Below are 13,827 nucleotides of genomic sequence, written 5' to 3'. Positions count from 1 at the left end.
TAATTTTGGGTAAAACTTAAAACCAGGCCTTACATGGCCTGGTTTTATTTTAAATACTATGATATAAATTAATGGAAATAGAATAAATATTTAAAAATAAGGAGGAAACAATGGAATTTGAACATAAATTAGAGAAATTAATATCCGAAGTAAATAATAAGACTGAAATTAATAATTATGTTTTTTTAAGTTTAGGTAAGTCAAGTGTTAAAGCACAGGTTAAGTTATTGAAAAAAACTAATTATCTTAAACAAGATATTTCAAAATTGGCACTTAAATTTAAAAAGAAATCAGGAGAATTTCCTGAGTGGATTAAATTAGATATTGTAACGTCGACTGAAAAAATATTATTTAAAGAATTAAAAAAAACACTGATCAATACAAGAAGAAATTATGTAGATTTTGGTATAGCATTTGATAGTCAATGGAATTTTGCAGTATTACCTGAAGAAATTAACGCGAATGCCTTTGTTCGACCAGATAATACTACTAAAGAGTTATTTCTTTCGGAAAAAAACATCAATAATTATTTACGCAAATATACTACAAATAAAAAGGCATTTTCTAGTGAATTCTATAATGAAAAAGAAGTTATTAAATTCTATACTCAAGGTTTCTTTATAGGTGATGAAGAAGTACATGAACTTTATAGCGAAGGCTATAAAAAAGGTTTAAGAAAAGTAAATGATTTAAATAATGAAATTGATCAATTAATTGAAAGTAGTACTAATTTCTTACAAAATATGTTGTTAGATAATGGTAAATATATTTATGGATATTTTCCTCATTTTGATAATGAAATTGGATTCTACAATATATTAAGACACTCTTCTTCTACATATGCCTTAATAGAGGGTCTGTCCTATTTAGGTAAAAGCTTACAACCTGTTGAAAAAGCAATTGATTATGTCATTTCAAATCAACTGTTTGAGGTTGGCGATAAAGCTTATATCTTTGATGATACAGAGGAAGCAAATGAAATTAAATTAGGACAAAATGCATCATTTATATTCGCAGTTTGTGAATATTTAAAGCATGAAGATAATCCTAAATTTCTTGAGTCAGCTCAGAAAGTAGCTAAAGGTATTCTTTCAATGATAGATGAAGATACATATGAGACAACTCACTTATTGAATTATCCTGATTTAAGCGTAAAAGAGAAGTTCAGAATTATTTATTACGATGGTGAAGCAGCGCTTGCTTTATTGAGATTGTATCAAAAGGATGAAAATGAACTATGGCTAAAAACTGTAGAAAATTTGATGGACCGTTTTATTGAGAAGAAATATTGGCAATATCATGATCATTGGTTAGGATATTGTACGAATGAATTAGTTCAAGTTAATCCACAAGACAAATATTTTGAATTTGGAATTAAAAATGTGAATAGTTACTTAGATTATATTAAAAATCGTGAAACAACATTTCCAACATTCTTAGAAATGTTAATGGCCACATATCGATTAGTTCAAAAAGCGAAAGATACTGGTCGGAAGGAATTAGTAAACAATTTGATAGACGAGCAATATTTGATAGATGTAATTAATATTAGAGCAGATTACCAAAGAGTTGGCTTCTTTTATCCTGAAACTGCTATGTATTTTAAAAACCCATCAAGAATACTAGGTAGTTTCTTTATTAAACATCACGGTTATCGTGTTCGAATTGACGATATCGAACATTATTTATCTGGATATGTACAATATCAAAAGGCATTTAAAGGTTAGGTAATTATTATGCTAACAATTAAAAAGATATTTAATATTATAGGTGGAGAATTAAAGGACGCACACAATAAGGAAGCAAATGAGATAAATGATTTTGAAACAATTTATAAATTTGTAAATAGTAAAAAAACTGCTTATTTTTCTCCTAACAAAGAAACATGGTCAAGAGAATTAGGAAGAAATAAAAATGCTTTAGACGGTAATGATTTGGTTAATAAAGAAAATGGAGAAATTGGACTAATTATAACTGAAAATTACATTTCTGATTTAAAATTTGAAATCCCTCAAATAATTGTAGAAGATTCTGTTCAGGCATTTAAACAATTAGCTATATATATAAGAAATCAATACAAAAACCCAGTTATTGCTATAACTGGATCAATGGGTAAAAGTTCAACTAGAATGTTAATTACAAGCTTGTTGGGTGATTATAATGTACTTGAAAATAGAGGGAATAATAATGTTAGAGCAGCTATTTACAATAATATGCTGAAATTAATAAAAAATCCTGACTTTGCTGTTATTGAAACATCCATGAATGCGATTAATTATCTTGAAAATACCTCTACTTTTTTAAAACCAGACATAGCAATTATTACAGGTATTGGTGAAGCGCATTTTTCTACATTTAAGTCAGTTAAAGATATAGCTAAGATCAAAACTAGAATTTTTGACGGTCTTTCTTCAACCACTGGAGTGGCAATTATTAATAAAGACACGTTATATGCAGATTATTTAATTGATAAAGCACATGAAAATGCAAGTAATGTGTTAACTTATAGTATTAATAAAGACGCAAAGGCGGATTTAACTGTTGATAACATTAAGTACAACAAAGGAAGTATTGAATTATCAATTACTAACCAAGATAATAAAAGTGAAATTTATCGACTCAATACTATTAGTGAAGGAATGGTTTCTAACACATTAGCAAGTATCTTAACGCTTAAAAGTTTAAATTTACCAATAAAACAAGAATTACTAAATGATTTCAAACCGTTTTCAAAAATATTAGCCTTAAAAGAAATACATGCGAAAACTCATAAATTAACATTACTTGATGATACACATAATGCTTCATTACCGGCGATGATTAATGCTATTAGAGCATTTAATAGTCAAACTAAGTTTTATTCAGGTCATAAAATAATAGCAATAGGAAAAATTAGTGATTTAGGTCGTAAGTCTAATGAAACTCATTTAAGATTAGTTGAAGAATTAGAAAATAGTAATGCTGATTATATTTTATGTAAGGATAATGAATTGAGACAAGTTGTAAATAAGGTGCGAAACAAGAATATAACTTGGTATCCCAACAAGGAATTGTTAATAAATGATTTAAAATATTTATGTAATGAAGATTCACTTACATTGTTAAAATCTTCTGTAACTGGAACAGATTTTCCAGAAATAGCTAAAAACTTACCTAATATTTTAAGGGATAATAACATAGAGTTTGATTTTGATGATCTATTTGAAAAATTAAGTGAAGTAGGAAAAAGCTATATTAAAATAAATAATAAAACTGGTGAAATAGTTGAAGAATATAATAGTGGGCTTTCTCAAACGATAGAAGGAATGGGACCATTAATTTATTATTTAAAATCTATCGATGAAAAATTAGAAAATAGAATTATTAATTTGAAAAGTTGGCCGACTAATAATGCCAAAAAAGGATATTTTGAAGGTTTAGAAATTAATACTTATACATTGCTTGAAAATATGACTGAATCGCCTTATCCATCTGAAATCTATGAGTTAGCTAATGAGTTATTTAAAAATCATGCAGATAGAAAACAATATATAAATAATTTAATAAAAGAGCTGAAATTATCCACTTCAATAGCTACAAACCTAACTGGTCGTTTTAGAAGTAAAGACAGACAAAGTTATACTGTAAAAGATTTGTTTGAAATATATAAACATTATAAATATGATTTATTTAAATTCAGTAATTCTTTTGTATTAGGTCTTAAATACAAAAGTGGCTTTATAAGAGGGAAAGAGGAAACAATAATATTCACTTCCTATAATGATTTAGAGTATTTAAAATCTACAATCGATTTTTAATAGTTTTTTAGCTTTAAATATATGACAAGACAATTTCTGATTTATTCTTATCAGAAATTGTTTTTTACTAAGAAGTTATTCAGTTTTACTATATTTATTCAAATCTCTATGATAACGTTTTCAAAAGTGTGATAAAATGTCATAGTAAAGTAAATTTTCTGACAAAGGGTGGGGGCTATGATGAAGAAATATAGATACTTTATTATCACGATGATCATTATAATGACGATGATTAACTACATAGACCGTGGCGCTATCTCATATGCACAAAAAGACATTATCAGTGAATATGGGTTTGATACGATCGCTTGGGGTAAAATTCTAGGCTACTTTGGATACGGATACATGCTAGGATCACTGGTTGGTGGTTTAACAGCTGATAAGAAGGGGCCAAAGTTTGTCTGGATTATTGCTGGAACTTCATGGTCTATCGCTGAAATGGCAATGGCATATGCTGGAGAGTTAGGTATGGCCATTTTTGGAGGTTCTGCGTTAGTAGGATTTGGATTACTTAGAGTATTATTTGGAGTTGCAGAGGGTCCTGTATTCTCAATTATTAGTAAGACTAATGCCAATTGGGCTGCACCTAAGGAACGTGGATTATTATCAGCACTTGGACTTATAGGTGTACCACTTGGTGCATTAATTACAGCTCCAATCGTATCTGGTTTCTTAACAATTGCAAGCTGGAGATTATTATTCATGATATTAGGGGCTCTCGGTTTAGTTTGGGTAATCATTTGGGCATTCGTGTTTACAGATTATCCAGAAGATAACAAGCGTGTTTCTAAAGATGAATTAAAAGAAATTCGTTCAACGGAAGGTAGTTTAAATGTTGAGAAAACGATTGAAACTGAAGATGTAAAAGATGAAAAATGGTACCATTTCTTTAAAAGTCCAACGTTAGTTGGTAACATGTTTGGGTATTTTGGTTTCCAATATGTTAATTTCTTAATATTAACTTGGACACCAAAGTATCTACAAGACGAGTATCATTTTGAAATTCACTCACTATGGTATTTAGGTATGGTTCCGTGGATTGGTGCATGTTTCACAATTTACTTTGGTGGACATATCTCTGACTGGCTACGTCATAAAACTGGGAATTTACGTATTGCACGTTCATACTTTGCAATTGCCGGAATGATTTGTGCGGCAATTTGTTTCTTAATTATTCCATTTACGCATAGTATCGTTGCAATCATGATTTTAATGATGATAGGGAATGCCTTCATATTCCTACCTAATGGTGTATATTGGTCAGTAATTATTGATACTGCACCTAATAAGACTGGTACATATGGCGGTATTACACACTTTTTCGTTAACTCAGCTACTGTTATTGCACCAACATTAACAGGGTACTTAGTAGCAAGTTATGGCTACTCTTCAATGTTTGTGTCAGCCGTGATCGCATCACTAATTAGTGTTGTAGCTATGTGTTTCGTTAAACCTGGTGAAAAGAAAATGGCTAAACATTAACACTAATATTTATAAATATTAAACAAGGCAGTTATCACATTTGAAACGTGTGACAACTGCCTTATTATTTATACGCAACGATTATTTTCTATATTTTAATTTCGCAAATGCATCATGTTGGTGAATAGATTCTTCGTTACGACATTCAATGTCAAAACCATCTATCCAATCAAATTCTACTAAGTCAGCAGCGATAAGACGAATTAAATCTTCGACGAATCGTGGATTTTCATAAGCGCGTTCTGTAACACGTTTTTCATCTGGACGTTTCAAAATTGGGTATAAGATTGAACTTGCGTTTGCTTCCATAGCATCTAGAATTTTATCTTTATAATCATCAACAACCTGGTTGTTTTTATCTAAATAAACTTTAACTGTAACTACACCACGTTGGTTGTGGGCTGAATATTCACTGATTTCTTTAGAACATGGGCATAGTGTTGTTACAGTTGCTTCAATTGTAATTTCTTTACGTGTAATTTGATCATGTTCGATGGCTAATCCGTAAGTGACATCGGCATTGCCTACTGCTTTAATGTTCGTTACTGGACTAAAGCGATCAAAGAACCATTTACCCGAAACATCAACACCTGCTGAGTTCTGTTTCATATTTGTCTGTAATGTACGTAATACTTGATATAGTGTATCGAAATTCAACTCTAAACCATTGCTGTAATGTTTTTCTACGCTTTCTAGAATACGGCTCATGTTAATGCCTTTTTCATCTTTATTTAAGCTCGTTGAAAAGCTAAATTGTCCCGCCGTTTGGAAACGATCAATATTAACGGGGTAAATTAAATTTTTAATACCGACTTCTTCGATTTCAAATAAGAAATTTTTATGTGTACTTTGTAAGTCAGTCATTTCATTTTTAGTTGTTGGTTTTGTACCTTCGATTGGGTCAACTGAGCCAAAGTGTTTCCAACGACCCTCACGTGTGGATAAATCAAATTCAGTCATTGTTTACCTCCCCTTAAGATTCAAAATGATATGTCCAATACGGTTCAACGTCTAAGAAACTTTGTGTTTCGCCACCGACTTCTGGACTCGCTAATTGTTTTAAAAATGGACCAGTTTGAGATGCATGTGCTTCGAAAGCTTTCAATTTAAGATCTCGATATGCACGAATGTCATTTAATATATCTGGTTCGCCTAGTATTTCTGGTGCATCATTACTAAACGCTACAAGTTGTAAACGTGGTCGTGCTTCTTCAGGCATACGTCCTACGGTTCTTACTACGGCTTCAGCTGTTGCTTCATGGTCGGGATGGACAGCAAATTTAGGATAGAATGAAATAATCACTGATGGATTTGTTTCTTCAATCAACTTTTTAACCATGTCATCCATTTGTTCATGAGGCTCAAATTCAACCGTTTTATCACGTAATCCCATTTTACGTAAATCGGTGATGCCAATAATCTTCATCGCTTCTTCTAATTCACGTTCACGTATATCAGGTAGTGATTCTCGAGTTGCAAAAGGAGGATTACCTAAATTACGTCCCATTTGTCCTAATGTTAGGCATGCATAAGTGACAGGAATGCCGTTATCAATATAACTTGCAATCGTTCCAGCTGATGAGAAGGTTTCATCATCAGGGTGTGGGAATATCATTAACACGTGTCTTTCATCTTTCATGAATAAACCTCCTCTATACTGTAAATGGCTTTTCACTAATCTCGATTGTGGCAGCCAATTGTCCTTCGTAGTTAAATCCTGCGATTAAAAATTCGTTGTTGTTATTGATTTCGTAATGCGTTAGTCCTTGAACATAGACCCAACCTCCGTCACGAAGTTTTAAACCAACTCTATAGGGGTCTTTCTCTCCACCTTTAAGTTGTGCATGTTCATATGTGACTTGTATATTTCTTAAAAATGTACCCGCATTAAAGACACGTTGATCGAAATGATTTGCATATGCACCATTAGTCGTTTCAACGTGTAGGTATACAGGTTTATTTTCGAATGATGTTAATAATTGTTGTACTTCTTCAGCGTTAATGAGTTCCAACACTTTCACTCCTTGCAACCATACAATATGTTTATCTATTTATTTTACTAAAAAGAAGAGACTAATTGTACATCTCTGCTCAATTTATTCAGAAAAAGTGGTAATTATACCTTTAAAGAGTTGATTTACTGTAAGTATTGTATGTGATAAGTGAGTAAATTGTTAGGTTTAGGAGTATCGTTTAAAAATTTATAAGACGGGTAGACTAATGAATGTGAAAGATAAAATAAGAACTGAAGATATATCACTTTAGTAATGAAAGGATGTTTGCATTGGAATTACAATTAGCAATCGATTTATTAAACAAAGAGGAAGCAGCAGAATTAGCTAAAAAAGTTGAGGAATATGTAGATATCGTAGAAATTGGTACGCCAATCGTAATCAACGAAGGTTTACCAGCAGTTCAACATTTAGATGAAAATATTAGCAACGCTAAAGTATTAGCTGACCTTAAAATTATGGACGCAGCAGATTATGAAGTAAGCCAAGCAATTAAATTTGGTTCAGATGTTGTAACAATCTTAGGTGTGGCTGAAGACGCTTCAATTAAAGCGGCAGTTGAAGAAGCGCACAAACATGATAAACAATTATTAGTTGATATGATTGCGGTACAAGATTTAGAAAAACGTGCAAAAGAATTAGATGAAATGGGTGCTGACTATATTGCAGTACACACTGGTTATGACTTACAAGCAGAAGGTCAATCTCCATTAGACAGTTTACGTACTGTTAAATCTGTCATTAAGAATTCTAAAGTTGCTGTAGCTGGTGGTATTAAACCAGATACAATTAAAGATATTGTTGCAGAACAACCTGACTTAGTTATAGTTGGTGGCGGTATTGCTAACGCTGATGATCCAGTCGAAGCTGCTAAACAATGTCGTGACGCGATTGAAGGTAAGTAATTATGTCTCAATTTACTAATTACAAATTAATTCTTGAAGAATTAGATCGAACGTTATCACATGTTGAAGATGAACAATATGACCGTTTTGCAAATGATGTGAATGGTGCGCAAAGAATCTTCACTGCAGGTAAAGGCCGTTCAGGATTTATGGCAAATAGTTTCGCAATGCGACTTAATCAACTTGGTAAAGAAGCATTTGTAGTAGGTGAATCAACGACACCTTCTATTAAAGAACATGATTTATTTGTTATTTTATCTGGTTCGGGTTCAACAGAACATTTACGCTTATTAGCTGAAAAAGCACAATCAATAGGTGCTAAAGTTGTATTATTAACAACAAGCCCTGATTCTCCAATTGGTGAGTTAGCTGAAACAGTAATTGAGTTACCAGCTGGCACAAAACACAATGTTGAAGGGTCTGAACAACCATTAGGAAGCTTATTTGAACAATCATCATTATTGTTCTTAGATAGCGTGGTTCTGGGCTTAATGGAAACATTTGATATAAGTGAAGAAGAAATGCAAAATAATCATGCAAATTTAGAATAAATAGCGTTTATTTAATCCAATCGATTCCCAAAAAAAGGCATCGGTTGGATTTTTTTATAGATTAATAAATGACATATCGCTTTTATGGAAATTTCTTAATGTAATAGTATGTGAGTTATATTAAAAATAATGTTAACATAATATAAATTGAAGTTAACATTTAAGAACGGAAGAGGTCATACAATGCTAGAAATCATAAAGCGACTTGAACATTACGCTAAGGTTCAGCCTCAATCCATAGCACTGCAAATCGATGATGAAATTGTAAATTATGAGAATTTATACCAAAAAATTTGTGATTGCACTTTGAATTTACCAAAATTTAAGCTTGGAAGTAGAGTGGCACTATTAAGTGACTCTCCAATAGTAAATATCACAAATTATTTTGTTGTTTTAATGATGGATGGAGTTCCATGCTTTTTAGATAACAAATAGTCACGTGACACTATAGATAAACTTATAGAGAATTATCATATTGAATATGTAACGACTGCTATCGGAAAGTTTAAACGTACAACATCATTTGGTACATACGAAAAATATATAATTGAGCAATTAAAAGTGGATGACTTGTTACATATTGGATTTACATCTGGCACTACTGGCTTACCTAAAGCTTATTACCGTAATGAACCTTCATGGATTGCATCTTATGTTGAAAATGAAAAACTTATATATAACTATGAAAAAGCTCTCGCTGCACCAGGTCCACTCGCACATTCGTTATCGTTATATACATGTATTTACGCATTATATTCAGGTAGAACTTTCATTGGACAACGACAATTTGATGCAAAACAATTCATTTCCATATTAAATGAACAACATTCTAATATCGCACTTTTTCTTGTACCAACCATGTTGCATCAATTACTGAATGTAGATACGACTATCACACACATTAAATCTATATTTTCTAGTGGTGCGAAACTGTCAGAATCATTGTTTAAAACTGTGTCCAAACAATTTAATAACGCAAATATAATTGAATTTTTTGGAACATCTGAAGCAAGTTTTATTACGTATAACTTCAATCAGACATCACCAACTAACTCTGTTGGTCAAGTATTTCCTAATGTTTCAATTAAACTTGAAGCGCAAGATAATCGGAAAATAGGTTTATTGAAGGTTCAAAGTAATATGATTTATTCAGGGTATGTCGATGTTGAAGTGGTGCAACCTCATAGCTGGATTGAAACCGGAGATTATGCATACATACAAAATAATCAACTTTATTTAGTAAGTCGTAAAAGTGATCGACTTATTATTGGGGGTAAAAATATATATCCAAATGTAATAGAACAGCAAGTGAAATCATTAGAGGGAATTGAAGAAGCGGTTGTCGTTGGTGAGCCACATAGACGTTTTGGAGAAATTGCAGTATTAATTTATGTAGGAAATCAAGAACTTGATTATACGACATTGAGACGATATTTACGACAAACGTTATCAAGATATGAAATTCCTTCAAAGCTCATAAGGGTAAAAGAATTGCCATTTACCAATAGTGGCAAAGTAGCACGTAACGCTGTTCAAACATTATATTTAGAGGGAGCGTTTAAAGTATGAAAGAAGCAGTTGTAATATGGGCTAAAAGAACACCGTTTGGTAAATATGGTGGTGCGTTAAGACATTTAGAACCTGAAGCGCTGTTGTTACCACTTTTTCAAAATTTGAAGCAAACATTTCCTGAAGTAATGGATCAAGTGGATGATGTTGTATTAGGTAATGTTGTAGGGAATGGTGGTAATGTTGCGAGAAAGTCGTTACTAGAAGCCGGTTTAAATCATCGAATTCCTGGCATAACATTAGACCGTCAATGTGGCTCGGGTTTAGAAAGTATCATTTATGCGTGTCGAATGGTGCAATGTGAGGCTGGGAAGGTGTTCATTGCTGGTGGCGTAGAGAGTACAAGTCGTGCACCATGGAAGATTAAGCGTCCTCAATCTGTCTATGAAATGCAATTACCACAATTTTTTGAGCGTGCATCATTTGCACCTGAAGGTCAAGATCCAAGCATGATAGAAGCAGCTGAGAATGTCGCGCAACATTATAATATATCTCGTAATGATCAAGACTTATTTGCAGCACGTAGTCATCGGTTAGTGGCAACGCATTTTAATAATGGTGATATTAACCGTGAGATTGTTCCTCTTACAATTAAAGGAGCGTTATTTGATAGGGATGAAAGTTTAAAACCAAATCTGACTGAGGCGCGTTTACATAGATTACGTCCAATATTACCAAATGGTACAGTTACAGTTGGTAATAGTTGCATGAAGAATGATGGCGCCGGAATAGCTTTAATTATGGAAAAGGAAATGGCTGTGGCAATGGGGATTAAATGGGGAATGTTATATAGAGATGCTGTTACAACAGGTGTGGATCCAACCTTATTAGGGATAGGTCCAGTACCCGCAGTTTCTCAATTATTGAAAAGGCAGAAATTAAATATTGAAGATATATCAGCCCTTGAACTGAACGAAGCATTTAGTTCTCAAGTGCTGGCATCTATAAATGAGTTGCATTTAGGTTTGGACAAGGTAAATCAATGGGGAGGTGCGATTGCTACTGGACATCCATATAGTGCTAGTGGCGCGGCATTAGTTGCTAGATTATTAAACTTACCTAATTGGCAATATGGAATTGCTACGATGGGTATAGGAGGAGGTATGGGAAATGCGGTACTCTTTGAAAAGTGGCGCCAATGAAACAAGAGAGTTTAAATTCCATTCCGAGGACGTCCGAATTTATTGTAGTGTAATAGGGAAGGAATATGACGGCACAGTACCACCGCTAATGTGTGCAAAGTTGTGGCCTAAATTTAAAATGTTTCAAATCTTTAAAGGTGAAGCAATACGATTAGTACGTACTAATGTTGAATTGTTTGAAAATTTAGAAAGCGACATACAATATTGTGCATATTTAACGCATAAAAAATCTGAAAAAGTAAAGCAATTTGACCGTTTTATTTTTAAATTGGAAATTAATAAAAATAATAAAACATGTATGATTATCGAACAAACGTTTATTTCAGAGGATGGAATATATGGTTTTTAATAGGGAAATAGTAGAACAGTATTTAGCAATTGTAGATGACGAAAATCCGATTCATGAGTATATCGTTCCAGGACAATTAATCGTTGAAAAGGTATTTTCTATGATGGATGATCAATGGGCTAGCTATAAAATTAAGTATGTTCAAACCACTAATATCAATGAAACAATAGATTTTGAGGTGGTTGAAAACGAACGGATTATTGTTTCGAATGAAGCTAATGGGGTAAAACTAGTTATAATTAGAAATTGATAAAATTATTAATTTTTAATTATAGCCTTTTTTGTTTTTATTAAAATTATGTAAGCGCGTACAAAAGAAGGTTGTTAAATTCTGTAAAATGAATAATATTGTATTTTTGAAATTTATATAATTTTTAGTGATTTGACAACATTCATTAGGTCTGTATAATTATGTAACATAAATAGAAGGAGTGTTACAGGTCATGGATTTTAAAAAAGATAGAATTAACATGGTCGATGGGCAAACAGCGAAGAAAACTGTATTTGCCACGGGTATTGGTAACGCCATGGAATGGTTCGACTTTGGTGTCTATGCGTACACTACGGCATATATCGGAGCGAATTTCTTTTCGCCAGTACAAAACCCACAGATTCAACAAATATTTACATTTGCAGCATTAGCAATTGCCTTCCTATTACGACCAATAGGTGGGATAGTGTTTGGAATCATTGGTGATAAGTACGGTCGTAAAGTTGTATTGACGACGACTATTATTTTAATGGCTCTATCAACATTAACGATAGGTGTTTTACCAAACTACGATATGATAGGATTATGGGCACCAGCGCTCTTACTGCTCGCTAGAATATTACAAGGATTTTCTACTGGTGGTGAATATGCTGGAGCAATGACATATATTGCTGAAATTTCACCAGATAAGAAGCGTAATAGTTTAGGTAGTGGTCTTGAAATTGGAACTTTATCGGGTTATATCGCAGCTTCAATTATGATCGCATTATTAAGTTTCTTCTTAAGTGATGCACAAATGGAAGCGTGGGGTTGGAGAATTCCATTTATCTTAGGTTTATTCCTTGGTTTATTTGGACTTTATTTACGTCGTAAACTTGAAGAATCTCCAATCTATGAAAATGATGTAGAAACACCAGCACGTGATAACATAGGATTCTTCACAATTATCCGTTATTACTTTAAAGATATCTTAGTATGTTTCGTAGCAGTTGTATTTTTCAATGTAACAAACTATACAGTTACTGCTTATTTACCAACATACTTAGGACAAATTGTTAAAATTGATGAAACAACTACAAGTGTGTTAATTACATGTGTTATGGCAGTAATGATTCCGTTAGCATTATTCTTCGGTAAATTAGCTGATAAAATTGGTGAGAAGAAAGTATTCTTGATTGGTACTGGTGGTCTTACACTATTAAGTATTGTGGCATTTAGTTTACTCAATACAAAATCATTACCATTCATTATACTTGGTGTGTTTATTTTAGGTTTCTTCTTATCAACATACGAAGCAACAATGCCTGGTTCATTACCAACAATGTTCTTTACACATATTAGATATCGTACATTAGCAGTTACATTTAATATTTCAGTTTCACTATTTGGTGGTACCACACCGTTAGTTAACTCATGGTTAGTTGAATCAACTGGTAACATTTACGCACCAGCGTATTATTTAACTGCAATTAGTATTATCGGCTTTATTGTGATTGCGGTACTGCATGTAAGTACAGCAGGTAAATCACTTAAAGGTTCTTATCCTAATGTTGACAATAAAAAGGATTTAGAATTTTATGAATCAAATCCTAAAAAAGCATTATGGTGGATTAAAGTTAAGAAAAATAAAAACGCATAATAATTATCAATTAAACGCATTGATGCACGTTCGCTTCAATGCGTTTTTTTAATTCATTTAACTTTAAATAGAAGTACTATAAATAATTAGCGACGTAAAAATATAGCGTCAATGTTAGCAAAGCTTAAAGTTACTCTCTAAGCATACGAGGGGGGACAATCCTCGTCTAA

The 13,827-nt window shown here is 32.4% G+C and carries 14 protein-coding genes; 11 read left to right on the top strand and 3 right to left on the bottom strand.

The window, feature by feature from the left end:
• The first annotated feature begins 110 nt into the window (after positions 1-110).
• The 3 genes from SBL16_RS02830 to SBL16_RS02820 all read left to right on the top strand — a co-directional run bounded on the left by SBL16_RS02830 (position 111) and on the right by SBL16_RS02820 (position 5,279).
• Positions 111-1,727 (top strand): poly(glycerol-phosphate) alpha-glucosyltransferase, encoded by a 1,617-nt coding sequence (locus SBL16_RS02830; RefSeq protein WP_107634674.1) that lies wholly within the window; start codon positions 111-113, stop codon positions 1,725-1,727.
• Positions 1,728-1,736: 9 nt separating this feature from the next.
• Positions 1,737-3,797, top strand: a complete 2,061-nt coding sequence (locus SBL16_RS02825) for a UDP-N-acetylmuramoyl-tripeptide--D-alanyl-D-alanine ligase (protein WP_142813469.1) — start codon at positions 1,737-1,739, stop codon at positions 3,795-3,797.
• Positions 3,798-3,977: 180 nt separating this feature from the next.
• Positions 3,978-5,279: an MFS transporter gene (locus SBL16_RS02820; RefSeq protein ID WP_107611805.1), complete on the top strand. Its 1,302-nt coding sequence runs from the start codon at positions 3,978-3,980 to the stop codon at positions 5,277-5,279.
• Between the two features lie 81 nt (positions 5,280-5,360).
• Here the strand turns inward: SBL16_RS02820 and folE2 are convergent, their stop codons facing one another.
• The 3 genes from folE2 to SBL16_RS02805 are packed head-to-tail and all read right to left on the bottom strand — an operon-like array spanning position 5,361 to position 7,294.
• A complete protein-coding gene (folE2, locus tag SBL16_RS02815) occupies positions 5,361-6,239 on the bottom strand; it encodes a GTP cyclohydrolase FolE2 (RefSeq protein ID WP_053017977.1) in 879 nt (292 codons plus the stop codon).
• 13 nt (positions 6,240-6,252) lie between these two features.
• Positions 6,253-6,918 (bottom strand): bacillithiol biosynthesis deacetylase BshB2, encoded by a 666-nt coding sequence (bshB2, locus tag SBL16_RS02810; protein ID WP_053017978.1) that lies wholly within the window; start codon positions 6,916-6,918, stop codon positions 6,253-6,255.
• A 13-nt stretch (positions 6,919-6,931) separates the two neighbouring features.
• Positions 6,932-7,294, bottom strand: coding sequence for a YojF family protein (locus SBL16_RS02805; RefSeq protein ID WP_161772886.1), 363 nt, complete (start codon positions 7,292-7,294; stop codon positions 6,932-6,934).
• A gap of 269 nt (positions 7,295-7,563) precedes the next feature.
• On the opposite strand from SBL16_RS02805, the gene hxlA reads away from it, so the two are divergent.
• The 8 genes from hxlA (at position 7,564) to SBL16_RS02765 (ending at position 13,657) form a co-directional block, all read left to right on the top strand.
• Positions 7,564-8,196 carry a 3-hexulose-6-phosphate synthase gene (gene hxlA / locus SBL16_RS02800; protein WP_107611804.1) on the top strand — a complete coding sequence of 211 codons (633 nt, stop codon included), beginning with the start codon at positions 7,564-7,566 and terminating at the stop codon, positions 8,194-8,196.
• 2 nt (positions 8,197-8,198) lie between these two features.
• Entirely contained in the window at positions 8,199-8,747 is a 549-nt protein-coding gene (hxlB, locus tag SBL16_RS02795) for a 6-phospho-3-hexuloisomerase (protein ID WP_053017979.1), read from the top strand.
• 183 nt (positions 8,748-8,930) lie between these two features.
• Complete coding sequence (locus tag SBL16_RS02790) at positions 8,931-9,182, top strand: hypothetical protein (RefSeq protein ID WP_233641642.1); 252 nt, start codon at positions 8,931-8,933, stop codon at positions 9,180-9,182.
• 12 nt (positions 9,183-9,194) lie between these two features.
• Positions 9,195-10,316 (top strand): long-chain fatty acid--CoA ligase, encoded by a 1,122-nt coding sequence (locus tag SBL16_RS02785; protein ID WP_313770318.1) that lies wholly within the window; start codon positions 9,195-9,197, stop codon positions 10,314-10,316.
• Entirely contained in the window at positions 10,313-11,458 is a 1,146-nt protein-coding gene (locus tag SBL16_RS02780; protein WP_107611803.1) for an acetyl-CoA C-acyltransferase, read from the top strand. The genes SBL16_RS02785 and SBL16_RS02780 overlap by 4 nt, the downstream gene beginning before the upstream one ends.
• The gene (locus tag SBL16_RS02775) at positions 11,427-11,807 is read left to right on the top strand and encodes a hypothetical protein (RefSeq protein ID WP_053041205.1); all 381 of its coding nucleotides are present in this window, start codon (positions 11,427-11,429) and stop codon (positions 11,805-11,807) included. The genes SBL16_RS02780 and SBL16_RS02775 overlap by 32 nt, the downstream gene beginning before the upstream one ends.
• Entirely contained in the window at positions 11,797-12,057 is a 261-nt protein-coding gene (locus SBL16_RS02770) for a hypothetical protein (RefSeq protein WP_107611802.1), read from the top strand. Before SBL16_RS02775 ends, SBL16_RS02770 begins: the two co-directional genes overlap by 11 nt.
• Positions 12,058-12,250: 193 nt before the next feature.
• The gene (locus tag SBL16_RS02765; RefSeq protein ID WP_053017124.1) at positions 12,251-13,657 is read left to right on the top strand and encodes an MFS transporter; all 1,407 of its coding nucleotides are present in this window, start codon (positions 12,251-12,253) and stop codon (positions 13,655-13,657) included.
• Positions 13,658-13,827 lie beyond the last annotated feature (170 nt).

Origin of the sequence: Staphylococcus sp. NWU MK-U1 (assembly GCF_033283505.1) — a bacterium.
GTDB classification, from domain to species: Bacteria; Bacillota; Bacilli; order Staphylococcales; family Staphylococcaceae; genus Staphylococcus; species Staphylococcus haemolyticus.
This window is presented reverse-complemented; position numbering and strand designations above follow the sequence as displayed.

What these genes read in the sequence shown, in the direction of transcription:
- SBL16_RS02830 (WP_107634674.1), top strand. Translation starts at nt 111, where the DNA reads ATGGAATTTGAACATAAATTAGAGAAATTAATATCCGAAGTAAATAAT.
- SBL16_RS02825 (WP_142813469.1), top strand. Translation starts at nt 1,737, where the DNA reads ATGCTAACAATTAAAAAGATATTTAATATTATAGGTGGAGAATTAAAG.
- SBL16_RS02820 (WP_107611805.1), top strand. Translation starts at nt 3,978, where the DNA reads ATGAAGAAATATAGATACTTTATTATCACGATGATCATTATAATGACG.
- folE2 (WP_053017977.1), bottom strand. Translation starts at nt 6,239, where the DNA reads ATGACTGAATTTGATTTATCCACACGTGAGGGTCGTTGGAAACACTTT.
- bshB2 (WP_053017978.1), bottom strand. Translation starts at nt 6,918, where the DNA reads ATGAAAGATGAAAGACACGTGTTAATGATATTCCCACACCCTGATGAT.
- hxlB (WP_053017979.1), top strand. Translation starts at nt 8,199, where the DNA reads ATGTCTCAATTTACTAATTACAAATTAATTCTTGAAGAATTAGATCGA.
- SBL16_RS02790 (WP_233641642.1), top strand. Translation starts at nt 8,931, where the DNA reads ATGCTAGAAATCATAAAGCGACTTGAACATTACGCTAAGGTTCAGCCT.
- SBL16_RS02780 (WP_107611803.1), top strand. Translation starts at nt 10,313, where the DNA reads ATGAAAGAAGCAGTTGTAATATGGGCTAAAAGAACACCGTTTGGTAAA.
- SBL16_RS02775 (WP_053041205.1), top strand. Translation starts at nt 11,427, where the DNA reads ATGCGGTACTCTTTGAAAAGTGGCGCCAATGAAACAAGAGAGTTTAAA.
- SBL16_RS02770 (WP_107611802.1), top strand. Translation starts at nt 11,797, where the DNA reads ATGGTTTTTAATAGGGAAATAGTAGAACAGTATTTAGCAATTGTAGAT.
- SBL16_RS02765 (WP_053017124.1), top strand. Translation starts at nt 12,251, where the DNA reads ATGGATTTTAAAAAAGATAGAATTAACATGGTCGATGGGCAAACAGCG.